Origin of the sequence: Streptomyces sp. RK9 (genome assembly GCF_045070545.1) — a bacterium.
Lineage (GTDB): Bacteria > Actinomycetota > Actinomycetes > Streptomycetales > Streptomycetaceae > Streptomyces > Streptomyces alboflavus.
In genome coordinates, this window is record NZ_CP173704.1 from 379,312 (window position 1) to 403,141 (window position 23,830).

The window sequence follows — 23,830 nt, forward strand, 5'->3', positions numbered from 1 at the left end:
GGCAGGGCAGGTCCGATGCGGGCACAAACCAGGCACAGCCGGGCACAGTTGGGCGTATTTGAGAAGACTTCAGCAACTGCGTACGGCAGGGCAGCAGGGGGAGCGATGGACGGACTACCGCGAGTGCCGGAGCAGCGGCGTTCGGCGGCGGAAAGCGACCCTGGCACAACGGCGCGGGTGTCGCGAGCTGTGGACGGGGAGGCGCGGAGCGTGCCTTCGGGTGCGCTCGGGGCCGACGGGCCGGACGGGTCCGCGGGTCCGCAAGGCGCCGTGCCCGTGGACGGCGCCGGCGCCCCCGACGCGCCGCAGCCCGCCGCCCGCTTCAGCGTGCTCGGGCCCGTGCGTGCCTGGCTCGGCGGAGAGCCCCTGCCCACCGGCTCCCCCCAGCAGCGCGCCCTGCTCGCGGCCCTGCTCCTCCGCGACGGACGCACCGCCACCGCCTCCGAACTCATCGACGCCATCTGGGGCGAGGACCCGCCCTCGCAGGCGCTCGCCGCGATCCGTACGTACGCCTCCCGGCTGCGCAAGGTGCTGCCCTCCGGCGCCCTCGTCAGCGAGTCCGGCGGCTATGCCGTACGGGCCGCCGACAGTGTGCTCGACCTCGCCGAGGCGGAGCAGCTGTGGTCGGCGGCCGAGCGGGCGCGGGGGCTCGGTGACCTGCACCAGGCCCGCTCCCTGGTCAAGAAGGCCCTGTCCCTCTGGGACGGCGAGCCGCTCGCCAACGTCCCCGGGCCCTACGCGGACGCCCAGCGCACGCGCCTCGAGGAGTGGCGCCTGCAACTCCTCGAAGCCCGCCTCGACATGGACCTGGAGCAGGGCCGGCACGCCGAGTCCGTCTCCGAGCTGACCGCTCTCACCGCGGCGCACCCCCTGCGGGAGCGCCTGCGCGAACTCCTGATGCTCGCCCTCTACCGCTCCGGACGCCAGGCCGAGGCCCTCGCCGTCTACGCCGACACCCGCCGCCTCCTCGCCGACGAACTCGGCGTCGACCCGCGCCCCGGCCTCCAGGAACTCCAACAGCGCATCCTCCAGGCCGACCCGGCCCTCGCCGAGCCCTCCGCCCCCGCGACGGAACCCTCGGCGGGCGTCGTCCGCCCGGCCCAGCTGCCCGCCACCGTCCAGGACTTCACCGGCCGCGTCTCCTTCGTGAAGGAGCTGAGCGACATCCTGTCGACGGCGGAGGGGCGGGTGATGGCGGTGTCGGCGCTCGCCGGGATCGGGGGCGTGGGGAAGACGACGCTCGCCGTGCACGTCGCCCATGCGGCGCGGGCCCACTTCCCCGACGGGCAGTTGTACGTCGACCTCCAGGGCGCCGGGCCGCGCGCCGCCGAGCCCGAGACGGTGCTCGGCGCGTTCCTGCGGGGCCTCGGCACGGCGGACGACGCCATCCCGGAGACGCTGGAGGAGCGGGCCGCGCTGTTCCGCTCCGTCCTCGACGGCCGGCGTGTCCTCGTCCTGCTCGACAACGCCCGCGACGCCGCGCAGGTGCGGCCGCTGCTGCCCGGCATGGAGGGGTGCGCGGCGCTCGTCACCAGCCGGATGCGGATGGTGGACCTCGCCGGGGCGCACCTCGTCGACCTCGACGTCATGTCCCCCGACGAGGCCCTGCAGCTCTTCACGAAGATCATCGGCGAGGAGCGGGTGGCGTCCGAGCGCGAGGCGGCGCTCGACGTCGTCGCGGCGTGCGGGTTCCTGCCGCTGGCGATCCGGATCGCGGCGTCCCGTCTCGCCGCGCGCCGCACCTGGACCGTCGCCACGCTCGCCGCCAAGCTCGCCGACGAGCGGCGGCGCCTCGACGAGCTCCAGGCGGGCGACCTCGCGGTCGAGGCCACGTTCGAGCTGGGCTACGGCCAGCTGGAGCCCGCCCAGGCCCGCGCCTTCCGCCTCCTCGGCCTCGCCGACGGCCCCGACATCTCCCTGGCGGCCGCCGCCGCGATGCTCGACCTCCCGGTGGAGGACGCCGAGGACCTCCTGGAGTCCCTCGTCGACACCTCCCTCCTGGAGTCCGCCGCACCCGGCCGCTACCGCTACCACGACCTCGTACGGCTCTACGCCCGCGCCTGCGCGGAACGGGACGAACTCCCGCCGGGCCTGCGGGACGCGGCGCTGTCGCGGTTGCTGGACTTCTATCTGGCGTCGGCGGTGCAGGTCTACACGGTGGAGCGTCCCGGGGACAGGACGGTGGATCACCTGGAGACGCCGCAGCGGGCGGGCTTGAGCTTCGGCGATGCCACCACGGCCCTGGACTGGCTGCACGCCGAGGCAGCGTGCATCCTCGCCTGCGTGCAGCAGTCGCTGGGACCCGTCGGGCTGCGGCGCGCGGTGGATCTCCTGCTCGCGGCGAAGGACTTGGCGGAGTCGGGAGCGAGTTCGTACCGGTACGAGCTGGCGACGCGTGCGGCCCGCGACGCCGCGGCGGAGATCGAGGACGGCCGTGCCGAGGGCCGCGCCCGGGTGAGCCTCGCCCAAGTGCTGTCCAAGATCGGCCGGTTCGAGGACGCCATCGCCGAACTGGAGCACGCCGCCGCGCTGGCCCAGGCCTCCGGAGACCTCTGGACCAAGGGCAACGCCGCGAACGAGCTGGGCATCAACTCCTACTGCCTGAACCAGCACGCGGCGAGCGAGGCTCATCTGCTCGACGCGATCGAGGTCTTCCGGCTCGACGGCAACCGCCCCAGCGAGGCGAGCGCGCTCTGCAACTGGTCCAGGGTCCTGGTCGCGCTCGGCCGCACCAATCAGGCGATCGAGCTCGCCCGCCAGGGTGTGGCCATCTACGACGATCTCGGCCTGACCTTCCGGATGGCCAACGCGCGGACCGCTCTCGGGATCTGCCTCAGCCACGCGGGCCGGCACGCGGAGGGGCTCGACCATCTGACCGACGCGCTGCAACTGTTCGTGGAGAGTCGCCAGCGCTTGTGGGAGGGTACGTCCCACTACCGCATCGCCCAGGTCCACTTCGCCGCCCGCCGCCCGGCACAGGCGGCTCAGCACGCCGAGCAGGCCCTCGCCACCGGCTGCGTCGGCGGCGACTGGATGCGCGCCAACATCCTGACGCTGCTGGGCAGCGCCCTCAACGCCCTCGGGCAACTCGACCGGGCACGGGCCTGCTGGCTCAAGGCGCTCGCGCTGCACGAGGAGGCCGGAGCCCGGGAGGCCGACACGGTGCGTGCCCTGCTCCATCCTGTAGCGGCGGCGTGACACGCCTGTCGAGGGCGTTCATCGAACGTTTATGAGTGGCTGCCACTCTCTACTTATCGATCCGTCGCGTCGGGGGGCAGACGGGTCGCGTGGGCCCCACAGCTATCGTGAGCGGCCCGATCGCCCGTTCAGCGACCCTCGGGGGAGTTGCTGAGCGGGCGGTCCAGTCCCGGAGCCCCGCACCTTCAGGAGTTGCGACCATGAGCGAAGCCAAGAAGAAGAAGCCGCAGAACCTCGCGCCGATGGGCGAGGGGCACATACCCGCCCCGCCGCAGGACGGCCCGGTCGTCCCGACCGGCGAAGGCCACATCCCGGCGCCGCCGCCGAAGGGCGGAGCGACCACCAAGGGCGAAGGCCACATCCCGGCCCCGCCCGCGAAGGACGCCTGAGACTTTCATTCCGACGGGGATCGGCCGCGGCGGCGCGGAGGGGGAGCCGTCGCGGCCGAAGTCTTTCCGAACGCCCGCGGGATGCCTCGACGCAGCTCGCTGAGCTCCAACTCCCGTTACTTTAGCGGGATTTGTTCGGACTCTCGCACTTATGTACGGCTAGAGTCAGTTGTTGAAAGTCTGCCCCCTCCAAGGAGTTCGAATGACCCGAACCAGAAAGATCTTCGTGACCGTCGCCGTGATGGCCGCAGCCACCGCGGGAGCGGTATCCCCGGCGCTCGCCGACGGCCACGCCCCCGCGCCTCCTGGCGAGGGCCACCTGCCGATCGTCGCGCCGCGAGGCGAGGGGCACCTGCCCACCTCGCCGCAGGGCGAGGGTCACCTGCCCGCTCCTCCTGCCGAGGGGCACCTTCCGCTGGCGCCGTTCGGCGAGGGCCACCTGCCCGCGCCGCCGGCCTGACGGCCTGACCGGGCCGGGGCCGAGCCGCCGCTCGGCCCCGGCCTGCCGCACGGGCCGGAACCGCACCGCCCCACCCCACGGAATTGGGTGGACCCGCCCCACCCCCGTGCTTGATAGTGCGCCCATGACAACTCTCGTGCGCCACATCACCTTCGACTGCTCCGACGCCTACAAGCTCGGGTCGTTCTGGGCCCAGGTCCTGGAGGGGGCGGTCTCCGACGAGGACTCTCCGGGGGACCCGGAGGCGTTGGTGAGCACGCCGGGCGGGCCGACGCTGTTGTTCGTGACCGTGCCGGACGAGAAGACCGTGAAGAACCGCGTGCACTTCGACCTGCAGCCGCAGGACCGCACGCGGGACGAGGAGGTCGAGCGGGTGATCGCGCTCGGCGCGACCCTCGTGGCCGACCACCGGCTGCCGGACGGACGCGGCTGGGTGACCCTCGCCGACATCGAGGGCAACGAGTTCTGCGTGGAGCGCAGCACGGGAGAGCGCGCCGCGACGGCGTGACCGCCCCGGGGCCCGGTCAGCCCTCAGAACTCGATCAGGCCGCGCAGGTCGATGTCGACCGGGAAGGGCACATCCGTGGTCAGCTTGCCGATGTGCGTGGGCTGCTCGGGGCTGGGGGCGTAGACCCCCGCCTCGTGGTGGCGCCAGAACTCGTGCACGACGGGGACGTCGTCCTCGCCGCGCTCGACGCGCCAGTAGGAGGCGATGCCCGCCTCCGCGTACATGCCCGGCTTGAGGAAGCGGTCGTCCTTGCGGGAGCCGGGGGAGACGATCTCGATCGCGAGAACGACGCTCGCAACGGGAATGCAGTCCAGACTCGCGAGGTCCAGGCCGGTCTTGTCGAAGACGATCACGTCAGGCTTGGGGACGTTACGTTGGTCGAACATGACCCATTGCTCACTCAGGGTGGCGCATGGCGGACGCCTCGCCAGGCGAAGTTGAAAGTGCAGTTCGTCCCGCACCTGCTGATGCCATACCTTCGCCACCCCACGTACCACGATCTTCCCGTCCACGAGATCCCAGTCGAACGGGACGTCCAGCTCCTGAACCTGGTCCCATGTCCAGCCGTCCTCCGGCGGGTACATCCAGTTCTCGGAGTTGGCCGACACCTGCTGCTCGCGGTGTTCGCCGTGTGCCTCTGCGGCCATGACTGCTCCCATGGAGGCGATCGTGCAAGAGGGGATGTTGCGTCCTACCCGTATTACGGTATCGCCACTCGTAGGAGTGCGCGGGCAACGCCGAAGTCGCACGAGTGTGCGAGTGGCGTCAGTGGCGGCCGTGGTCCGCACCCCAGCCCTCGCGCCGCCGCAGCTCCCCCTTCACCACCTTCCCGCTCGCGTTCCGCGGCAGCTCCGCCACGAACTCCACCGCACGCGGCACCTTGTAGTTGGCCATCTCGCGCCGCGACCAGGCGATCACGTCGTCCGCGGTGAGGGTCGAGCCCGGGCGCCGCACCACGTACGCCTTGCCGACCTCGCCGAGGCGGGCGTCGGGGACGCCGATGACGGCGGCGTCGGCGATCTCGGGGTGGGTGCCGAGGAGCTGTTCGATCTCGGCGGGGTAGGCGTTGAAGCCGCCGACGATGAACATGTCCTTGATCCGGTCGGTGATGCGCAGGTTGCCGGCCGCGTCCAGGACGCCGACGTCGCCGGTGCGCAGCCACCCGTCGGGGGTGCGGACCTTGCGGGTCTCGGCGGGGTCCTCGAAGTAGCCGCTCATGACGTTGTGGCCGTGGACGAGGATCTCGCCGGGGGTGCCGGGGGGCAGGGGGTCGCCCGCGGGGGACACCACCTTCACCTCCGTGCCGGGGATCGCCCGGCCCGACGTCGACGCGATGACCTCGGCCGGGTCGCCCCTGCGGCACATCGAGACGATGCCGCTCGCCTCGGAGAGGCCGTACGCCGTCAGGACGGTGGCGATGCGCAGCTCCGCGCGGAGGCGTTCGACGAGGCGCAGGGGGACCACCGCCGCGCCGGTCACGACGAGGCGCAGGGCGGAGAGGTCGTGGGCGTCGCGGGCCGGGTGGTCCAAGAGGGACTGGTGGAGGGTGGGCGGTCCCGGCAGGACGGAGATGCGTTCGGCGGCGATGTTCGCGAGGACGGTGTCGACGTTGAAGACCGGCTGGGGGACCATCGTGGCGCCCCGCATCAGGCAGGCGATGATCCCGGCCTTGTAGCCGAAGGTGTGGAAGAACGGGTTCACGATGAGGTAGCGGTCGCCTTCTCGGAGCCCTGCGAGGTCGCTCCAGATCGCGTAGCAGCGCAGGGTCTGGGCGTGGGTGATGACGGCGCCCTTGGGGCGTCCCGTGGTGCCCGAGGTGTAGACGATGTCGGAGGGGCTCGCGCCGGTGACGGCGGCGGCGCGGGCGCGGACGGCCTCGTGCGTGATCCGGTCGCCCCCGGCGAGGAAGTCCTTCCAGGTGCGGAAGTCCTCGGGGGCGTCGTCGGCGAGGACGACGACCTGTTCGAGATGCGGAAGTCCGGGCAGGGGCCCGGGGCTTGAGACGTCGCCCGCCGCCCCGCCCCCGAACTCCGGCGGCTCCCCGGCCGCCCGCCGCAGCGACGCCACGTACGAAGTCCCCAGGAACGTACCGGTGACGAAGAGCAGCTTCGCCCGGGAGCGGGCGAGGACGTACGCCGCCTCGGTGCCCTTGAAGCGGGTGTTGAGGGGGACGAGGACGGCGCCCGCGCCGACCGCGCCGAGGGCGGAGACGATCCAGTCGAGGGTGTTGGGCGCCCAGACGGCGACGCGGTCGCCCGGTTCGACGCCGGTGGCCATGCAGGCGGCGGTGGCCCGTTCGATCCGGTCGCCGAGTTCGCGGTACGTCACCCGGGTGCGGCCCTCGACGACCGCCTCCCGGTCCGCGTACCGCTTCGCCGCCGCCCGGACCAGGCCCGGCACGCTGCCCCACTCCAGGTCGCCGCGCATGGCCGCCCCTCCCGCCGTCGCCCACTAGCTGACTATCCGTCAGATTAGCGGTAGCCTGACGCGCTGTCAGCAGCGAGGGCTCGCCCACGACGCGCGCGGAGGTGTGCAAGCCATGGCCTCACTCAAGGACGCCACAGCGATAGCCGGTATCGGACAGACCCCCTTCGCCAGACAACTCCCCGAGAGCGAGAAGACGTTGGCCTGCCGGGCCGTCCTCGCCGCGCTCGACGACGCGGGCATCGCGCCGTCCGAGGTCGACGCGTTCGCCTCGTACACGATGGAGGAGACCGACGAGGTCGAGGTCGCCAAGGCGATCGGCGCGGGGGACGTCACGTTCTTCAGCAAGGTCGGGTACGGGGGCGGCGGTTCCTGCGCGACCGTCGCGCATCTGGCGTCCGCCGTCGCCACCGGGCAGGCGAGCGTCGGCGTGGCCTGGCGCTCGCGCAAACGCGGCAGCGGGCCCCGGCCCTGGCGCAACACCACCGCCCAACTCCCCACCCCCGCCCAGTGGACACGCCCCTTCGGCCTGCTCCGCCCCGCCGACGAGATCGCCATGCTGACCCGCCGCTACCTCCACGAGTACGGCGCGACCCGCGACCACCTCTTCAACGTCGCCCTCGCCTGCCGCAACCGCGCCAACCAGAACCCGGCCGCGATGATGTACGAACGCCCGCTGACCCGGGACATGTATATGACCTCGCGCTGGATCAGCGAGCCGCTCTGCCTCTTCGACAACTGCCTGGAGACGGACGGCGCGCTGGCCTGCGTCGTCGTCTCGGCCGAGCGCGCCCGCGACTGCCGCCACCGGCCCGTCTACGTCCACTCCGCCGCCCAGGGCCTGCCCGCCCAGCACCACGGCATGGTCAACTACTGGAACGACGACCCGCTCTCGGGCCCCGCCTGGACGGCCGCCCGACAGCTCTGGAAACAGGCCGACTTCGGCCCCCACGACGTCGACGTCGCCCAGATCTACGACGCCTTCACCCCTCTCATCCCGCTCTCCCTGGAGGGCTACGGCTTCTGCGACCGGGGCGAGGGCGGCGCGTTCACGGAGGGCGGCGCCCTGGAGATAGGCGGCCGCCTCCCCCTCAACACGGGCGGCGGCGGCCTCAGCGAGGCCTACGTCCACGGCTTCAACCTGATCAACGAGGGCGTGAAGCAGCTCAGGGGCACGAGCACGGCCCAGGTGCCGGGAGCGAGGACGTGCCTGGTGACGGCGGGCGAGGGAGTCCCGACATCGGCATTGCTGCTGCGCGCCTCGTAGGGAGCGTGCGGGAGCACCCGACGGCCTGCGGAGGCGGACCCACCCAGGGGCGCGGGGAACTGCGCGACCAGCCACAACGGACCCGCACACGGAAAAGGGAGAGCAACATGGCAGACGCGACCCCGACAGCGACGACGGAACTCCTGACCCCGGTCGTGGACGACGACGGCACCCCCTTCTGGACCTACGCCGCCCGAGGCGAACTCCGCATCCAGGCCTGCGCAGAAGACGCCTGCGGCGAGCCCCGCTTCCCCCCGAGGCCCTGCTGCCCCCACTGCCACTCCTTCGACACCACCTGGCGCCGCATGACCGGCAAGGGCAGGATCTGGTCCTACGTGATCCCCCACCCCCCGCTCCTCCCGGCCTACGCCGCCCTCTCCCCGTACAACGCGATCCTCGTGGAACTGACCGACGCCCCCAGGATCCGCCTGGTCGGCAACCTGGTCGCCAGGGCGGGGGCGCCCCCCAACTCCGTCCCACCGGAACGCCTCCGCATCGGCGCCCGCGTCCACGTGGTCTTCGCCGAGCGCGGCGGCGTCGTGCTGCCGCAGTGGGTCCTGGAGCGGTCATGACGGACGCGGAGGCGGCCGGGCTGCGCGTCGAGCGGGACGAGAGGACCGGGGTCGCCGTGGTGACCCTTGACCGCCCGGAGCGGCACAACGCGCTGACCCCGGAGACGGCGGCCGAACTCGCTTGGCTGTGGCGGCAGTTCCGGGGCGACGACACGGTCAGGGCGGTCGTCCTCACGGGCGCGGGCGACCGGGCCTTCTGCACGGGGATCGACCGCACCGCCGAGGTCCCGCAGCCGTCGTCCCCGTACTCGATCGAGGACCCCCTCCTCGCCGTCGGACCGAAGGCCAACGACCTGTGGAAGCCGGTGCTCGCCGCCGTGAACGGCATGGCGTGCGGCGGGGCGTTCTACCTCATCGGCGAGTGCGAGTTCGTGATCGCGGCGGAGCACGCCACGTTCTTCGACCCGCACACGACGTACGGGATGGTGAGCGCGTACGAGGCGATCGCGATGGCGCAGCGGATGCCGTTCGGGGAGGTGGCGCGGATGTCCCTGATGGGGACGGCGGAGCGGGTGTCCGCGCGACGGGCGTACGAGATCGGCCTGGTGTCGGAGGTGGTGGCGGGCGAGGAGGTGGTGGCCGCGGCGGTGCGGGCCGCCGCGACCGTCGCGTCGTTCCCCACGGAGGCCGTGCAGGGGACGGTGCGGGCCGTCTGGTCCGCGAAGGAGGCCGCCCGCACGCAGGCCATGGCGCACGCCCCGCACCTCATCGCGCTCGGCAACGCGGACGCCGCACGGCAGGCGGAGCTGTTCGCGGGGCGCGGCCGGGGCGCCGGCTTCCGCGTCCGGTAGGGCGCCCTGCGCCCGGCGGGGGCAGGCGTCCGGCGGGGGCAGGCGTCCGGCGCCACGCCGGGCGCCAGGTCACCCCGGTCCGCGGTTCAGCGCGACGTCGCCGTGCCCCGCTCCGCGTCAAGCGCGTACACGCAGCGGTCCTTGCTGCACGCGTACACCACCCCGTCCCTGACCACCGGGGCACCGGTGATCTCGCCGCCGGTGGCGAGCTTCCAGCGGAGGCGGCCGTCGTCGGCCTTGAGGGTGTAGAGGAGGTGGTCGGTGGCGCCGAAGTGGATGCGCCGGTCGGCGACGACCGGGGAGCCGACGACCTCGCCGCCCGCCTGGAAGCGCCACTTGGGCGTGCCGGTGACGGCGTCGAGGGTGTAGAGGCCCTTGCCGCTGCCCACGTGCACATGGCCGTCGGCGACGAGGACGGGGTCGACGGAGGAGCGGGCCTCGGTGGCGATGCGCCAGCGGTCGCGGCCGTCGGTGGCGTCGAGGGCGTAGACGGTGCCGAGATAGTCGGCGAGGTACACGCCGCCGCCGGTGACGGCGGGGCCGGGGGCGAAGGCGGGCGGACAGAGGAACGCGGCGGGCGCCTCGAAGTGCCAGCGCACGTGCCCGGCGGCCACGTCGACGGCGAGGACGCGGGTGCCCGCGGCGATGTACGCGTACCCGTCGGGCGCCTGGGTGACGCGGACCGGCACGCCGCCGCAGGACGCGGCGTCGCCGACGGGGTAGGACCAGCGCTCGATGCCGGTGCGGGCCTCGACGGCGCGCAGCCGGGCGTCCTTCCAGACGTACACGGTGCCGTCGACGATGACGGGCGCGGCCTCGGGCGTCTCGAACTCGGTCTGGGCGTTCGTGATCTCCCAGAGCTTCTCGCCGTTCGCGGCCTCCCAGCCCTGCACGCCGCCGCCGCGGGTCGCGGTGACGACGGTGCCCCGGTCGGCCTGGAGGGCGTACACCCAGGCGTCGGTCTGGATCCGCCACAGGTCGGAGCCGTCGGTGCCGTCGAGGGCGTAGAGGGTGGGGCCGTCGGAGGCGTGGATGCGGCCGTCGGCGACGGCCATGGACCAGGCGACGTCGCGGGTCTTGAAGCTGCGCCGGCCGGTGCTCACGTCGAGGGCGTGCACCTCGAAGGACGTGACGTACACGAGGTTCCCGGCGACGGCGGGCGTCCCCCAGACGTCGTTGGACATGCGGAACCGCCAGGGCCGCCAGGACGCGGGGGCGCCGGAGCCCGGCGCCGGAGCGCCCGCCCCCGCACCGCCCGCACCGCCGGTGACGCCCGCGTCGACCCCGTTGGCCCCGGGCCGCCCCGGCGCCTGCGCCGACCGCGACCACGACCCGGCGAGCCCGGAGTCGACGGGCGCCGCCGCGCCGCGGGCCTCGGCGACGCGCGGCCCGGGCCCGATCGGCACCTGGGCCCCGGCGAGCTGCACGGGTCCGGCGTCGGGCGCGGCGTGGCCGGGCGCGTGGAAGGGCTGGGAGGCGCCGGGGGGCGGCGCGTGGAACGGCTGGGAGGCCCCAGCGGGCACCTGGGAGGGCAGACCGGGGGCGTGCGAGGGCACGGCGGGGGCCTGCCGGGGCGGCGGCGGGACGGCGGACACGGGCGCGGCCGAGGCCCCGGCCGCGGAGTTGCCGCGGGCTCCCCGGCCCCCGGAGCCCGAGGTGGCGGCGGCGCGCGCGGGCGGGCGTCCGCCCCGGCGTGCCTCGATGAGCGCGACGGCCCGCTCGGGCAGCCAGGCGGATGCGGTGCCGCTGTCGTCGCCGTTGCCCTCGGAGGCGAAGAGGTGCGGGGCGAGCTGGGCCTGGAGGTCGCCGGGCGTGGGCCGGAGCGCGGCCTCCATCTGCATGCAGGACTCGATGAGGGGCCGCAGCTCGTCGGGCAGGCCCTCCAGGTCGGGGCCCTCGCGCAGGAGCATGAAGACGGTCTCGACGGGGTTGGCGCCGTGGAAGGGGGCGTGTCCCGTGGCGGCGAAGACGAGGGTGGAGCCGAGGGAGAAGACGTCGCTGGCGCCGGTGACGCTGCGGGAGTCCTTGGCCTGCTCGGGCGACATGTAGGCGGGGGTGCCGACGGCGACGTTGGTCATGGTCAGGCGGGTGTTGGAGACGCCCGAGGCGATGCCGAAGTCGATGACGCGGGGGCCGTCCTCGACGACGAGCACGTTGGACGGCTTCAGGTCGCGGTGGACGAGCCCGGCGCCGTGGATGGACTCCAGGGCCTCGGCGACGCCTGCGGCCAGCCAGCGCACGGCCTGGGTGGGCAGCGGCCCGTGCTCGTTCACTATTTCCTCGAGCGAGGGCGCGGGCACGTACGCGGTGGCGAGCCAGGGCACGGCGGCGCGCGGGTCGGCGTCGACCACGGCGGCCGTGTAGAAGCCGGACACGGCCCGGGCCGCCTCGACCTCGCGCGTGAAGCGGACTCTGAACAGCTGGTCCTCGGCGAGCTCGGTTCTGACCGTCTTGATCGCCACGCGTCGCCCGGAGGCGGAGCGCGCGAGATAGACGAGTCCCATGCCACCGGCGCCGAGCCGTCCAAGGACCTCGAACGGGCCGATCCGCCGCGGATCGTGCTGCGTCAGCTGGTCCACCACTTGCCTGCCACCTCCCCGTACGCGCGGCCACCGCTTGGAGCAGCCCCGTGCAGCGTCTCACCACCGAGCCGCTACGGCGGCACGCACCCTGATTCTTCCTGGCTCGGGCCACGGTTGCGAACCCGGGGCAAGATCGGGCTGTTTCGGGACAAAGGTGACGTACTGGTACATCAAATGGGGTGATGCCCTCAGATACCCGGCTCCTGGAGGACGGCGAAAGCGGCCCCTTGGTTGTCCACCAGGGTGCAGATGCGGCCGTACGGCGTGTCCTGCGGCTCGTCGCGGACGCGGCCCCCGAGGTGGCGGGCGGTGGCGGCGGCCGCGTCGCAGTCGGCGACGACGAAGTAGTTGAGGAAGTGCGGGGGCATCTCGGCGGGGAAGGACCCGCCCATCAGGGCCCGGCCGCCGATCGCGGTCTCGGGCCCCGGCCTGGCCCCGGCGGGCGACCAGATCCGGAAGTCCTCGCCCGCGTCGTCCAGGTCCTGACCCCCGTAGCCGAAGACGCCCTCGTAGAAGGGGTCGACCGTCTCCTTGGCCCGGGCGTACACCTCGGTCCAGCAGAAGGCGCCGGGCTCGCGCTGAACACCGAAGCCCACGTGCGTGCCCGCCTGCCAGAGGCCGAAGACGGCGCCCTCGGGGTCGGCCGCGAGCCCCGTCGTGCCGAACGGCCCGACCGGCATCGGGTCCATGATCATCTGCCCACCGGCGCCCTTGATCCGCGCGGCGAGGGCGGCCGCGTCCGGCGTCGCCAGGTAGACCGTCCAGGACGTGGGCATGCGCCCGTCCGGCTTGGGGGCGAGCGCGGCGACGGGCTCACCGGCGAGGAACGCCTGGGTGTAGTTCCCGTACTCCGCTCCGGCGCCGTCGTCGAAGGTCCAGCCGAAGAGCTCGCCGTAGAAGCGCTTGCCGCCCTCGACGTCGGGGAGCATCGCGTCCACCCAGCAGGGGACGCCTTCCGCGAATTCCATGAGCCCGTTCCCTCGATTCACCCGCGGAGGGCCGCCCTGTGGCCTCCGTCACAGTCAAGCTAGCCGCACGCCGACGGGCCCGCAGCACTTCGATTCGAACACTTGGCCAATTCCGGCGGGGTGACTCAGGGCGACGACGGGGCGGCGAGGAGGTGACGGGGCCGGTGACAGGGAAGGCGACAGGGAAGGCGACGGGGCACTGGCGGACGATCGTTTCCGGCCGGAGCGCATCACCCGCCCCGGGCGCCCCCGGCCCGCTCCCCACCCCCCTCCCGTCACCCCTCTGCACCTCTCCGGCGCCCCTCTGACACCCCTCTGGCACCCCTTCAACCCCATTTGCACTCGGCCGAATCGCGCTCCGATCACCCCTCGGTAAGCTGACGGCATGACAGGACAGGTACGTACCGTCGACGGCCGTGTGGCCGGTCGGCGTGGTCAGGCGACACGTCAGAAACTGCTGGACTGCCTGAGCGAGATGCTCAGCTCCTCGCCCTACCGGGACGTCAAAGTCATCGACGTCGCCCGGAAGGCGGGCACTTCGCCGGCGACGTTCTACCAGTACTTCCCGGACGTCGAGGGCGCCGTTCTGGAGATCGCCGAGCAAATGGCCGCCGAGGGCGCGCAGTTGACGCAGCTCCTGGAGGGCCGCTCCTGGGTCGGCAAGGCCGCCCTGCAGACCTCGCAGGACCTGGTCGACGGGTTCCTCGACTTCTGGCGGAAGAACGACGCGATCCTCCGGGTGGTCGACCTCGGCGCGGCCGAGGGCGACAAGCGGTTCTACAAAATCCGGATGAAGATCCTCAATTCGGTGAACAACTCCCTTACGGACACCGTCAAGGAGCTCCAGTCCAAGGGCAAGGTCGACAAGGACGTGAGCCCGGCGGCGATGGCCGGCTCCCTGGTCGCGATGCTCGCCGCGGTCGCCTCGCACCAGCGCGGCTTCCAGACCTGGGGCGTCAAGCAGGCGGAACTGAAGCCGAACCTCGCGCTGTTGGTGCACCTGGGCGTGACGGGCAAGAAGCCGACGAAGTAGCCGACGAAGCGGGCGCCGAGCGCCGCAGCAACCAGGCGCGTCAAGCGCCGGAGTCCTGTCACCACGGCGGCGGATCACTGTCTGTGATCCGCCGCTGTGCTCTCCGCGCGCCTGCGCGGCGGTGCGTCTTCGCGGCTGCGCGTCTTCGCGACGGCGCGTCTTCGCGACGGCGCGACGCGGTGCCGGACGCCCGCACCCGTTCGGGTGTGCTACCTCCGCTCCAGTCGGAACAGCCGGATCTCGCGGTCCACCCGCTCCTGGTACGTCGCGTACGGCGGCCAGAACGCCAGCGCCGTCCGCCAGGCCTCCGCCCGCTCCTCCCCCGTGAGCAGGCGGGCCCGCACCGGGATGTCCCTGCCGCGCCAGTTGATGGAGACGTCAGGCCCTGCCAGCAGGTTCGCGGTCCACGCGGGATGCGCGGGCCGCCCGAAGTTCGACCCGACCAGCAGCCAGCTCCCGCCCTCCTCCGGCACGCACGCCAGCGGAGTACGCCGGTCGAGCCCGCTCCGCGCACCCCGCGCCGTCAAGATCACACCGGGCAGCATCCGGGCGCTGAGCAGCACCTTTCCGCGTGTGAGCCGGTGCACGCCCCGGTCCACGGCGGGCACGACGCGCGGGGCCACGCGGGCGAAGGCCCGGGTCGCGGACACCTTGCGCATCAGGCGGAGCCCGACCCCGGCGGCCATCAGCGGCCCGCCCCGTCGGCCGACCGCCCCCGGCCGGCGCCGACCACCCGAACGGCGGGCGCGCCCCGCTCCGGCGCACGCGCGGCCGCCGCCCCCTCTGCCCGGTCCGCCCCCTCCCCCGCGAACACCCCGGCACGCTCGGCCGCGTGCGCCCGCAGCCGGTGCACCGGCCCGAACAGCAGCTCGTCGCCGGAGGCCCGCTTGAGGTAGAGGTGGGCGTCGTGCTCCCAGGTGAAGCCGATGCCGCCGTGCAGCTGGACGGCCTCGGCAGCGGCGGTGCGCAGGGCTTCGAGTCCCTGCGCGAGGGCGAGCCCACCGGCCCGCTCGGCGCCCACGCCGCCCCCGTCGTCCCTGCCGCCCCCGCCGCCCTCGTCGTCCCCGCTGTGGACGTCCGCCGCCCACGCCGCGTAGTACGCCGCCGATCTGGCCGCCTGCACCCGTACGTACACATCGGCGAGCCGGTGCTTCACGGCCTGGAAGGAGCCGATCGCGCGCCCGAACTGCTCGCGCTCCTTGACGTAGGAGACGGTGCGGGCGAGCGCGCGGTCGGCGGCGCCGACGGCTTCGGCGGCGAGCAGGACGGCGACGCGCTCGCCGGTGTCGGTCAGCGCGGCGCCCACGTCCGGGCCCGTGCCCGCTTCCGCCTCACCCAGCAACTCGCCTGCCACGTCCCGCAGTTCGAGGCGGGCGCGCGGCCGGGTCTCGTCGAGCGCGGTCTGCCGGACGCGTACGAGACCGGGAGCGTCACCGCGTACGAGGAACAGCAGGGCCCGGGACCGGGCGAAGCCGCCGGTGTGCGCGGCGACGAGAAGCAGCTCCGCGCTGTGCCCGTCGAGGACCTGGTCGACCTGCCCGTAGAGGCGCCAGGCGCCGTCGGCCGTCCGGGCCTGCACGCCGCCCGCGCGGCCGCCGCCCGACCAGTCGTCACGGTGGGCTCGGTGCTCGTCGTGCTCGCCGACGAGCCCGAGAGCGGTGGCGAGTGCGGCGCCGGGGACGGCGAGGGCGGCGGTCAGCTCGCCGGTGGCGACGCGGGGCAGCAGTTCGGCGCGGCGGCCGGGGGTGCCGAGGGCGAGCAGCAGCGGGGCGGCGAGCCCGGCGGTGGCGACGAGCGGTGAGGGGGCGAGGCCTTGGCCCAGTTCCTCGCAGGCCAGGGCGAGTTCGAGGGTGCCGCAGCCGGTGCCGCCGTACCGCTCGGGCAGGGCGAGGCCGGGCAGGCCGAGCTGTCCGGCGAGGGCGGCCCACAGCCCGGCGTCGTAGCCGGCGGGGGTGCGGACGGCGGCCTTGACGTCGTCGGGGCCGCAGCGTTTGGTGACGATCTCGCGCAGGGTGCGGCGGATCTCGTCCTGTTCCGCGGTGAGGGCGGCGTCCATCGGCGGGCTCCTCTCCAGGGCCCAGCGGACCCGGATCTGACGAACCGTCACATGTACTGACGGGCCGACATGCTAGGACTCCGGGGCGTGGTTGCCCAGGGCCGTGCGGCCTCCCGCGTCCCGGCGTATCTGATGTACCGTCAGGTTCATGGCCGCTGACGCTGGTGCACGTGGTTCCGGAGGCTCACGCAGGCCCGTCCGCAGGGGCGGTTCGGGAGGTGCGCGCGGCTTCGCGGGCGGGCGCGGCTCCGGACGCCGGAAGGTCGCCGTCGTGGGGGTGGCGCTCTCGGACTGCGGGCGCGTCGACGACGCGACGGCGTACGCGCTGCACGCGCAGGCGGCCCGGCGCGCGCTCGCGGACTCCGGGCTCGGCCGTGAGGTCGTCGACGGGATCGCGTCGGCGGGCCTCGGGACGCTCGCGCCCGTGGAGGTGGCCGAGTATCTGGGCCTGCGGCCGCGCTGGGTGGACTCCACGTCCGTGGGCGGCGCGACCTGGGAGGTCATGGCGGCGCACGCGGCCGACGCGATCGCCGCGGGGCACGCGAACGCCGTCCTGCTCGTGTACGGATCCACGGCCCGCGCCGACCTCAAGGCGCGGCGGCGCACGGCGAACCTGTCGTTCGGTGCGCGCGGCCCGCTCCAGTTCGAGGTCCCCTACGGGCACACCCTGGTCGCCAAGTACGCGATGGCGGCGCGCCGCCACATGCACGAGCACGGGACGACCCTGGAGCAGTTGGCGCAGGTCGCCGTGCAGGCACGGGCGAACGCGGCGACGAACCCCGAGGCGATGTACCGCGAGCCGATCACCGTGGACGACGTCCTGACCGGACCGATGATCGCGGACCCCTTCACCAAGCTGCACTGCTGTCTGCGCTCCGACGGCGGCTGCGCGGTGCTGCTCGCCGCCGAGGAGTACGTGGCGGACTGCGCGTCCACGCCGGTGTGGGTCCTCGGCACCGGCGAGCACGTCTCGCACACCACGATGTCCGAGTGGGAGGACTTCACGGTGTCCCCGGCGGCGGTCAGCGGGCGGCTCGCCTTCGAACGGGCCGGGGTCGGCCCGGCGGACGTGGACATCGCCGAGATCTACGACGCCTTCACCTACATGACCCTGGTGACCCTGGAGGACCTGGGCTTCTGCGCCAAGGGGGAAGGGGGCGCGTTCGTGGAGAAGGGCCGCCTCCTGCGGGACGGCGAGCTGCCGACCAACACCGACGGCGGCGGACTCTCCGCCCAGCACCCCGGGATGCGGGGCCTCTTCCTGATCGTGGAGGCGGTACGGCAGTTGCGCGGCGACGCGGGGGAGGCACGGCAGGTGCGGCGGGCCGCCCCGTACGGCGGGGAGCGGCTGCCGGAGGTGGCGGTGGTGTCGGGGACGGGTGGGTGGTTCTGTTCTTCGGGGACGGTGGTGTTGGGGAGGTAGGCGGGGTGCGGTACGTCTGTCGGGGGTCGTGCGTCCGGCGGTGCCTGTAGGTCCGTCGGGGCCCGTGCAACTCCCTTGCCCTAAGGGGTGTTTCAGGGTCGGGCCAGGGCTGTCCCTGATCACTGCGGGGGCGAATCGGCGGAGCCTTGAGGCATGGCTACTTCTTCTGCTGGTCCGTGCTCCTCGTCCGCTCCTTCCCCGACCGCTTCCCCGTCCGCAGCGGGGCTCCGGCCCTCCCGCAGAGCCCTCGTCCGGGGTGCGGTCGCCGGGGGCGTGCTCGCGGCGACGGCCGGGTCGGCGGGGACGGGACCGGCCTTCGCGGCCGGGCGGACGGGACGGGCCTCACGTCGTAGCGACGACCTGGCACCGCTGGATCCGGCGGCGCTGCGGGCGGCGATAGCGGACCTGTCCCACCCGCGGGCCACGGCGGCGCACCTGCGGGTGGCCGACATGGGAGGCACGGGCAGCTCGGGCACGTCCTGGTACGGGACTTCGGGTGTCGCCGACGTCACGACGGGCCGGGAGGTGGGCCGCCACGACCGCTTCCGGATCGGCAGCATCACGAAGGTGTTCGTGGCGACGGTCGTGCTGCAACTGGCGCACGAGGGCAGACTCCACCTGCACGCGCCGGTCCAGCGCTACCTGCCGGGCCTGCTCCCCGACACCTACGCACCGGTGCGGATCACGCACCTCCTGACGCACACCAGCGGCCTTCCGAACGAGAGCGGCCCGGACGTGCCGGACCTGTCCACGCCGGAGGCGATAGACGCGCACCGCCACGACCGCTGGACGCCGGAGCGCCTGCTCGCGACGGTCACACGCGAGCCCCGGACGAAGTTCCGCCCGGGCAGCGCGCAGGAGTACCGCGGCACGAACTACGTCCTCCTGGCCCTGCTGATCCGCGAACTCACGGGCCGCTCGCACGGAGCGGAGATCCACCGCCGCGTCACCCGCCCCCTGGGCCTGACGGAGGTCACGTCACCGGGCCACGACCCCCGCATCCACGGCCCGCACGTCCGCGGCTACTTGACGATGGCCGACGGCAGCCTCAAGGACTTCACCGAGTACGACCAGTCCTACTCGTGGGGCGAGGGCGAGCTGATATCCACCGGCGACGACCTGGACCGCTTCCTGACCGCGCTGTTCGCGGGCCGCCTGCTCCCGCCGCACCTGCTCCGGCTCATGCACACGCTGCCGCCGGACGACGTGCGGATGCTGGACGGCTCCCCGGCGCGGTACGGCGCGGGCCTGCAGACGGCCACGGTCAACGGCGTGGAGCTGTGGGGCAAGACGGGCGAGCAGTACGGCTACGCGTCGGCGGCGTTCTCGACGGTGGACGGCCGGCGGAGGTTCGTCCTGGCGTACAACCCCGTCGGGGCGAGCGCGGCCGGGCAGCCGACGATGACGCAGCGGGTCGCGGAGGCGGTGACGCGGCGCCGTGTGTGAGGGAGCCCCCGCTCCCCCACACACGCCCGGGACGGGTCAGTCCTGGTGGAGTTCGTTGCGGCCGGAGCCGCCCTTGAGCTTGTCGGTGCCGGTGCCGCCCCACAGGACGTCGTCGCCGCTGTTGCCCCACAGCGCGTCGTTGCCGGCCTCGCCGTACAGCTTGTCGTTGCCCTTGCCGCCGTAGAGGGTGTCGGCGCCCGCCTTGCCGCGCAGGACGTCGTTGCCGTCGTCGCCGTGCAGGTTGTTCTCCTCGCGGGTGCCGGAGAGCGAGTCGTTCCCGGTGCCGCCGAAGCAGTCCTGGCCGCAGTTGACAAGGGTGTCGTCCCCGGAACCGCCGTACGAGCCGAAGCCCTTGGGACCGCCGCCGCCGTCGAGGTGGTCCTTGCCGGCGTCGCCGTGGAGCATGGCGTTCGCGGAGCCCTTGAGGCGGTCGTCGCCCGTGCCGCCGTGGACCCGGCCCCACGCCTCGCCGTCCGCGGGCAGGGTCGCGGTGTCGTCACGGTCGCCGAGGTCGACCTGGTAGGTGTCCGAGTCGTCGGAGCCCAGGGGGACTTCGAAGGCACAGCGGACGACGGTGCGGTCGCCCGGCGAGGGGTGGACGCACTCGTCCCACTCGGCCGCGGCGGCGCTGATGGTGATGGCGGCGCGGTCGCGGAAGGTGACTTCGTGGTACTGCTCGAACTCGCCGCGGCTGACGATCTTCTCGTCGACCTTCAGCTGGTTCTTCTGGCCGGGGGTGGCCTTGTAGACGAGTTCGTCGCCGTCGTGGACGACCGCGGCCGAGGTCGCCGGGGCGGCCTGGGCGGCGGGCGCCGCGAGGGCGGCTCCGCCGAGGGCGAGCACGAGGGAGGCGGTGGCGGTGAGGGTCCTGTAGGTGCGCATACGGAAGTGCCCTTCGGGATGTCGGTGCGCTGTGGTGCTTTCGGTACATCCCGTTAGACCAGAGGCATATGAAGGGAGTTGTGTAGTTGATCATGAACATAGGCGGTCCACGCCGTTGCCGGGATGTGGACGTGACGGCGGGGTTTTGCGGCGCGCATGTGGACGCGATGGCGGGGCGTGCGGCGGGGACGGGGGCGGGCGGGACGACAATGCCCCCATGACGACACCCACGCCCGAGTCCGAGTCCCCTGCCGTGCCCGCGACGGAGTTCCGGCGGCTGCTGCGCGCCCAGAAGGTGTGGGACGTCCGGCTGCCGGAGTTCGAGGAGCTGCTGCCGGAGTTCGACCCTCAGAAGGCGCCGCCCGCCCCGGTGGGCCTGTTCCACAGCTGGTTCGCGGAGGCCGCGCGGGCGGGGCAGCCGGAGCCGCACACGATGGGTCTGGCGACGGTGGACGCGGCGGGCGACCCGGACGTGCGGACGGTGATGCTGCACGACGTCGACGAAGAGGGCTGGCACTTCGCGACGCACGCGACCAGCGTCAAGGGCCGACAGCTCGCGGCGCACCCGTACGGGGCACTGCACTTCTACTGGCCGGCGCGAGGACGCCAGGTCAGGGTGCGTGGCCCGGTGCGGACGGCCCCGCACTCCGAGGCCCTGGCCGACCTGCACGCGAGGTCGGCGGGGGCGCTCGCGGCGGCGCTCGTGGGGCGGCAGAGCGAAGCCCTCACGGCGTACGTGGAGTTGGAGCGGGCCTCGGACGCGGCGTGGGAGCGGGCCGCGCGGGAACCGGACGCCGACGCGCCGAGCTGGACGCTGTACGTGCTGGCGCCCCAAGAGGTGGAATTCTTCCAGGGTGACGCGCGGAGGCGGCATGTGCGGCTGCGCTACCGTGCGGCTGGAAACGGGGGCTGGGCAAGGGAGTTGATGTGGCCGTGACGACCCACGAGGAACCCGTGGTGGAACTGCGCCCCGCGACACCGGCCGATGTGGCGGCCATCGCTCGGATCTGGCACGAGGGCTGGGCCGACGGCCACCTCGGCAACGTACCGGCGGCGCTGGTGGCGGTGCGCACGGCGCAGTCGTTCGGCATGCGGGCGCCGCAGCGGGTCGCGGACACGGCGGTGGCGACGGTCGGCGGCGAGGTGGCCGGTTTCGTGATGGTGGTCGACGACGAGGTGGAGCAGGTGTACGTCGACGCGCGCCACCGGGGCACGGAAGTGGCCCGCGCGCTCCTCGCCGAGGCGGAGCGCCGGGTGGCGGCGAAGGGCCACACCCGCGCGTGGCTCGCGGTGGTCAACGGCAACGCGCGGGCCCGCAGGTTCTACGAGCGCAACGGCTGGACCGACGAGGGCCTGTTCGAGTACCTGGCGGCGAGCGACAGCGGCCCGATCCATGTGCCGTGCCACCGCTATGTGAAGCGGGTCGCGACGCGCTGACGGCGTGGCCGGGCGGATGGGCGGCCGGGCACGGTGGTCGACGGCCGCGACGGCTGCACGGCCACCACGGTCACCACGGTCACCGCAGACAGTGCGCTACGGCGCGCTACAGCGCCCCCCGGGGCCGGAACACCGGCACCGTCACGCCCTCGGCGACCTCCCGGAACGTGACCTGGAGAGGGAGGCCGGGGCGGGGGGCGAGGCGGGGGCCGTCGGCGGGGGCGACGAGTTCCGTCATCATGCGGGGGCCCTCGGCGAGGTCGACGACGGCGGCCGTGTAGGGGACGCGGGTACCGAAGGGCGGCAGGTCGTTCCGGTGGACCACGGACCAGGTGTAGAGGGTGGCTCGGCCGCTCGCGCGCTCCCAGGTGACGTGCTCGCTCCAGCAGTGGGGGCAGAACTCACGGGGGTAGTGGTGCGCGCGGCCGCAGGCGGGGGCGTGGCAACGGCGGACGAGCAGGTGGCCCTCGGCGGCGGCGTCCCAGTAGGGGCGGGTGAAGGGGTCGGGCTCGGGGAGGTCGAAACGTACGCCCGAAGCCTCCGCCCCGCTCACCGGAACACCCCGCACCCGCGCCCGCACCCGGCAGCGATGCCCGCACCCCCGGCAGGCCCCGCACGTCCGGCCGCGACACCAGCGCCCTCGGCACGCCCCGCACGCCCGACCGCGACGCCCGCGCCCCCGACGCGTCCCGCACCCTCCGCACCCCTCCCGAACCAGCCCTTCTCCCCCGCACACCACCCACTCGCCGACCACCACACCCCCTGCCCGATACCGGGCACACCGAGCCCTCCACCACCACCGCCGAGCCAGATCCCGTCCACGCCACGCCCTCCCCAGGCCTCGCCAGTTCTCACCAGTTCCCGTCAGCACCCGCCAGTTCTTCTCAGTTCTCCACGCCAGACGGCCGCCGGCCCTCGCCCCGCGCGCCGCATACATCCCGCGAGGGGACGTAACGGACAGGACTCGAGCTCTTCTGACGGTACGTCAGTTCAGCGCACCCGGCGGCGGGGCGCAAGACGGGGGCGCGGCGGGGTCCGTGGGCGCGTGATCGGATCGCAACCGGTTTCGGACTTGTCCGTCACCCATCAAGTGACGGCGTGGTTACTCTCCAGAACATGGCCGACTCCACCACCCCCCAAGCGCGCCGCAGCCGGCACCCCGCGCCCGGCCGCCCGGCCGACGACCGCCCCGTGTACGTCATCGGCGGCGGCCCCGGCGGACTCTCCGTGGCGGCCGCCCTGCGCGCACGCGGCGTGCGCGCCGTCGTCCTGGAGAAGTCCGACCGCGTGGGCGCCTCCTGGCGCGGCCACTACGACCGGCTGCGCCTGCACACCACACGCCGCCTGTCCGCCCTGCCCGGCCTCGCGATGCCGCGCTCCTTCGGCAGGTGGGTCGCGCGCGACAACGTGCTGCGCTACCTGGAGAAGTACGCGGAGTACCACGAGCTTGAGGTCGTCACCGGCGTCGAGGTCTCCCGCCTGGAGCGCACCGCCGACGGCGCGGGCTGGCTGCTGCACGCCACCGGCGGCCGCGAGCTGACCGGCAGCGCGGTCGTCGTCGCCACCGGCTACAACCACACCCCGCACCTGCCGGACTGGCCGGGCCGCACCGCGTACACCGGCGAGCTGCTGCACGCGAGCGACTACCGCGAGCCCTCCCCGTACGCGGGCAAGGACGTGCTCGTCGTCGGCGTCGGCAACACCGGCGCCGAGATAGCCGTCGACCTGGCCGAGGGCGGCGCGGCGCGGGTGCGGCTCGCGGTGCGCACGGCGCCGCACATCGTGCGCCGCTCCACCGCCGGGTGGCCCGCACAGCGCTCCGGCATCCTGTGCCGCAGGCTGCCGGTGCCCGTGGTCGACCGCCTGGGCCGCGCCATCGCCAAGGTGAGCGTGCCCGACCTGTCCGCGCACGGGCTGCCGCGACCTGAGGCGGGCCTGTACACACGGGCCCGCCAGGGCGCCATCCCGGTGCAGGACGTCGGCCTGATCGATGCCGTCCGCAAGGGGCGCGTCGAGCCCGTCGCGGCCGTCGAGTCCTTCGACGACGACAAGGTGGTCCTCGCGGACGGCACCCGCGTCGGCCCGGACACCGTCGTCGCCGCCACCGGCTACGTCCGCGCCCTGGAGCCCCTGCTCGGCCACCTCGACGTACTGGACGGCCGGGGTCACCCCCGCGTGCGCGGCCCGCGCACCGCCCCCGAGGCCCCCGACCTGTACTTCACCGGCTTCACCAACCCCATCAGCGGGATGCTGCGCGAACTGGGCAGGGACGCGGGGAAGATCGCCGGGGCGGTGGCGAAGCGCCGCAAGTAACCGGCCAGTTCGCTTCCGCACCCTTGGCAGGGGCGGGCTTCTGCGGTTCCGTGGTGGTACCGGTGTTACCGGGCGTACGCC

General features: G+C 73.6%; 21 protein-coding genes. 13 read left to right on the forward strand and 8 right to left on the reverse strand.

Translation table 11 applies throughout. From position 1 onward, the window contains the following. Positions 1-105 precede the first annotated feature (105 nt). The 4 genes from AB6L24_RS21790 (at position 106) to AB6L24_RS21805 (ending at position 4,555) form a co-directional block, all read left to right on the forward strand. On the forward strand, positions 106-3,198 hold the full coding sequence (locus AB6L24_RS21790; protein WP_405657593.1) for an AfsR/SARP family transcriptional regulator: 3,093 nt from the start codon (positions 106-108) through the stop codon (positions 3,196-3,198). Between the two features lie 200 nt (positions 3,199-3,398). Beyond that, entirely contained in the window at positions 3,399-3,587 is a 189-nt protein-coding gene (locus AB6L24_RS21795) for a sigma-like protein (protein WP_087884557.1), read from the forward strand. Positions 3,588-3,789: 202 nt separating this feature from the next. Beyond that, positions 3,790-4,047, forward strand: a complete 258-nt coding sequence (locus AB6L24_RS21800; protein WP_405657594.1) for a hypothetical protein — start codon at positions 3,790-3,792, stop codon at positions 4,045-4,047. Positions 4,048-4,171: 124 nt separating this feature from the next. Beyond that, entirely contained in the window at positions 4,172-4,555 is a 384-nt protein-coding gene (locus AB6L24_RS21805; protein WP_405657595.1) for a VOC family protein, read from the forward strand. A gap of 23 nt (positions 4,556-4,578) precedes the next feature. Here AB6L24_RS21805 and AB6L24_RS21810 read toward each other — a convergent pair whose 3' ends face one another. Together AB6L24_RS21810 and AB6L24_RS21815 are read right to left on the reverse strand one after the other, a co-directional pair. Continuing rightward, complete coding sequence (locus tag AB6L24_RS21810; protein ID WP_405657597.1) at positions 4,579-5,202, reverse strand: Uma2 family endonuclease; 624 nt, start codon at positions 5,200-5,202, stop codon at positions 4,579-4,581. Positions 5,203-5,320: 118 nt separating this feature from the next. Continuing rightward, positions 5,321-6,982, reverse strand: coding sequence for a fatty acid--CoA ligase family protein (locus AB6L24_RS21815; protein ID WP_405657599.1), 1,662 nt, complete (start codon positions 6,980-6,982; stop codon positions 5,321-5,323). 112 nt (positions 6,983-7,094) lie between these two features. Here AB6L24_RS21815 and AB6L24_RS21820 point away from each other — a divergent pair, with 112 nt between their 5' ends. From AB6L24_RS21820 to AB6L24_RS21830, 3 genes are all read left to right on the forward strand, one after another. Beyond that, positions 7,095-8,246: a lipid-transfer protein gene (locus AB6L24_RS21820; RefSeq protein WP_380845928.1), complete on the forward strand. Its 1,152-nt coding sequence runs from the start codon at positions 7,095-7,097 to the stop codon at positions 8,244-8,246. Positions 8,247-8,353: 107 nt separating this feature from the next. Next, complete coding sequence (locus AB6L24_RS21825; protein WP_405657600.1) at positions 8,354-8,818, forward strand: Zn-ribbon domain-containing OB-fold protein; 465 nt, start codon at positions 8,354-8,356, stop codon at positions 8,816-8,818. After that, positions 8,815-9,609 (forward strand): enoyl-CoA hydratase/isomerase family protein, encoded by a 795-nt coding sequence (locus AB6L24_RS21830; protein WP_405657602.1) that lies wholly within the window; start codon positions 8,815-8,817, stop codon positions 9,607-9,609. Before AB6L24_RS21825 ends, AB6L24_RS21830 begins: the two co-directional genes overlap by 4 nt. An 86-nt stretch (positions 9,610-9,695) precedes the next feature. Here the strand turns inward: AB6L24_RS21830 and AB6L24_RS21835 are convergent, their stop codons facing one another. Together AB6L24_RS21835 and AB6L24_RS21840 are read right to left on the reverse strand one after the other, a co-directional pair. After that, a complete protein-coding gene (locus tag AB6L24_RS21835; protein ID WP_405657603.1) occupies positions 9,696-12,191 on the reverse strand; it encodes a PQQ-binding-like beta-propeller repeat protein in 2,496 nt (831 codons plus the stop codon). Positions 12,192-12,379: 188 nt separating this feature from the next. Then, complete coding sequence (locus AB6L24_RS21840; RefSeq protein WP_405657604.1) at positions 12,380-13,159, reverse strand: VOC family protein; 780 nt, start codon at positions 13,157-13,159, stop codon at positions 12,380-12,382. A gap of 385 nt (positions 13,160-13,544) precedes the next feature. On the opposite strand from AB6L24_RS21840, the gene AB6L24_RS21845 reads away from it, so the two are divergent. Then, positions 13,545-14,192: a TetR family transcriptional regulator gene (locus AB6L24_RS21845; protein WP_016639324.1), complete on the forward strand. Its 648-nt coding sequence runs from the start codon at positions 13,545-13,547 to the stop codon at positions 14,190-14,192. Positions 14,193-14,401: 209 nt separating this feature from the next. Here AB6L24_RS21845 and AB6L24_RS21850 read toward each other — a convergent pair whose 3' ends face one another. Both AB6L24_RS21850 and AB6L24_RS21855 read right to left on the reverse strand, forming a co-directional pair. Then, complete coding sequence (locus AB6L24_RS21850; protein ID WP_380845943.1) at positions 14,402-14,878, reverse strand: nitroreductase/quinone reductase family protein; 477 nt, start codon at positions 14,876-14,878, stop codon at positions 14,402-14,404. Continuing rightward, positions 14,878-16,248, reverse strand: a complete 1,371-nt coding sequence (locus AB6L24_RS21855) for an acyl-CoA dehydrogenase family protein (protein WP_405657605.1) — start codon at positions 16,246-16,248, stop codon at positions 14,878-14,880. Before AB6L24_RS21855 ends, AB6L24_RS21850 begins: the two co-directional genes overlap by 1 nt. Before the next feature lie 271 nt (positions 16,249-16,519). Here AB6L24_RS21855 and AB6L24_RS21860 point away from each other — a divergent pair, with 271 nt between their 5' ends. Together AB6L24_RS21860 and AB6L24_RS21865 are read left to right on the forward strand one after the other, a co-directional pair. Beyond that, positions 16,520-17,671 carry a thiolase C-terminal domain-containing protein gene (locus AB6L24_RS21860; RefSeq protein WP_405663222.1) on the forward strand — a complete coding sequence of 384 codons (1,152 nt, stop codon included), beginning with the start codon at positions 16,520-16,522 and terminating at the stop codon, positions 17,669-17,671. Between the two features lie 273 nt (positions 17,672-17,944). Next, positions 17,945-19,117, forward strand: a complete 1,173-nt coding sequence (locus AB6L24_RS21865) for a serine hydrolase domain-containing protein (RefSeq protein WP_405657606.1) — start codon at positions 17,945-17,947, stop codon at positions 19,115-19,117. A 36-nt stretch (positions 19,118-19,153) separates the two neighbouring features. Here AB6L24_RS21865 and AB6L24_RS21870 read toward each other — a convergent pair whose 3' ends face one another. Further along, positions 19,154-19,999: a calcium-binding protein gene (locus AB6L24_RS21870; RefSeq protein WP_405657608.1), complete on the reverse strand. Its 846-nt coding sequence runs from the start codon at positions 19,997-19,999 to the stop codon at positions 19,154-19,156. 217 nt (positions 20,000-20,216) lie between these two features. Here AB6L24_RS21870 and AB6L24_RS21875 point away from each other — a divergent pair, with 217 nt between their 5' ends. Continuing rightward, positions 20,217-20,936 carry a pyridoxal 5'-phosphate synthase gene (locus tag AB6L24_RS21875; RefSeq protein ID WP_405657609.1) on the forward strand — a complete coding sequence of 240 codons (720 nt, stop codon included), beginning with the start codon at positions 20,217-20,219 and terminating at the stop codon, positions 20,934-20,936. Continuing rightward, a complete protein-coding gene (locus AB6L24_RS21880; protein WP_405657610.1) occupies positions 20,933-21,436 on the forward strand; it encodes a GNAT family N-acetyltransferase in 504 nt (167 codons plus the stop codon). The genes AB6L24_RS21875 and AB6L24_RS21880 overlap by 4 nt, the downstream gene beginning before the upstream one ends. Before the next feature lie 106 nt (positions 21,437-21,542). On the opposite strand, the gene AB6L24_RS21885 is transcribed toward AB6L24_RS21880, so the two are convergent. After that, positions 21,543-21,989, reverse strand: a complete 447-nt coding sequence (locus AB6L24_RS21885; protein ID WP_405657611.1) for a Zn-ribbon domain-containing OB-fold protein — start codon at positions 21,987-21,989, stop codon at positions 21,543-21,545. 563 nt (positions 21,990-22,552) lie between these two features. Here AB6L24_RS21885 and AB6L24_RS21890 point away from each other — a divergent pair. After that, on the forward strand, positions 22,553-23,749 hold the full coding sequence (locus AB6L24_RS21890; protein ID WP_405657612.1) for a flavin-containing monooxygenase: 1,197 nt from the start codon (positions 22,553-22,555) through the stop codon (positions 23,747-23,749). The last annotated feature ends 81 nt before the right edge of the window (positions 23,750-23,830 follow it).

Bases quoted from the DNA above. Each gene is read 5' to 3' on its own strand.
- AB6L24_RS21825 (WP_405657600.1), top strand. From the start codon at position 8,354: ATGGCAGACGCGACCCCGACAGCGACGACGGAACTCCTGACCCCGGTC.
- AB6L24_RS21890 (WP_405657612.1), top strand. From the start codon at position 22,553: ATGGCCGACTCCACCACCCCCCAAGCGCGCCGCAGCCGGCACCCCGCG.
- AB6L24_RS21850 (WP_380845943.1), bottom strand. From the start codon at position 14,878: ATGGCCGCCGGGGTCGGGCTCCGCCTGATGCGCAAGGTGTCCGCGACC.
- AB6L24_RS21815 (WP_405657599.1), bottom strand. From the start codon at position 6,982: ATGCGCGGCGACCTGGAGTGGGGCAGCGTGCCGGGCCTGGTCCGGGCG.
- AB6L24_RS21840 (WP_405657604.1), bottom strand. From the start codon at position 13,159: ATGGAATTCGCGGAAGGCGTCCCCTGCTGGGTGGACGCGATGCTCCCC.
- AB6L24_RS21845 (WP_016639324.1), top strand. From the start codon at position 13,545: ATGACAGGACAGGTACGTACCGTCGACGGCCGTGTGGCCGGTCGGCGT.
- AB6L24_RS21790 (WP_405657593.1), top strand. From the start codon at position 106: ATGGACGGACTACCGCGAGTGCCGGAGCAGCGGCGTTCGGCGGCGGAA.
- AB6L24_RS21795 (WP_087884557.1), top strand. From the start codon at position 3,399: ATGAGCGAAGCCAAGAAGAAGAAGCCGCAGAACCTCGCGCCGATGGGC.
- AB6L24_RS21830 (WP_405657602.1), top strand. From the start codon at position 8,815: ATGACGGACGCGGAGGCGGCCGGGCTGCGCGTCGAGCGGGACGAGAGG.
- AB6L24_RS21875 (WP_405657609.1), top strand. From the start codon at position 20,217: ATGACGACACCCACGCCCGAGTCCGAGTCCCCTGCCGTGCCCGCGACG.
- AB6L24_RS21800 (WP_405657594.1), top strand. From the start codon at position 3,790: ATGACCCGAACCAGAAAGATCTTCGTGACCGTCGCCGTGATGGCCGCA.
- AB6L24_RS21810 (WP_405657597.1), bottom strand. From the start codon at position 5,202: ATGGCCGCAGAGGCACACGGCGAACACCGCGAGCAGCAGGTGTCGGCC.
- AB6L24_RS21820 (WP_380845928.1), top strand. From the start codon at position 7,095: ATGGCCTCACTCAAGGACGCCACAGCGATAGCCGGTATCGGACAGACC.
- AB6L24_RS21855 (WP_405657605.1), bottom strand. From the start codon at position 16,248: ATGGACGCCGCCCTCACCGCGGAACAGGACGAGATCCGCCGCACCCTG.
- AB6L24_RS21870 (WP_405657608.1), bottom strand. From the start codon at position 19,999: ATGCGCACCTACAGGACCCTCACCGCCACCGCCTCCCTCGTGCTCGCC.
- AB6L24_RS21805 (WP_405657595.1), top strand. From the start codon at position 4,172: ATGACAACTCTCGTGCGCCACATCACCTTCGACTGCTCCGACGCCTAC.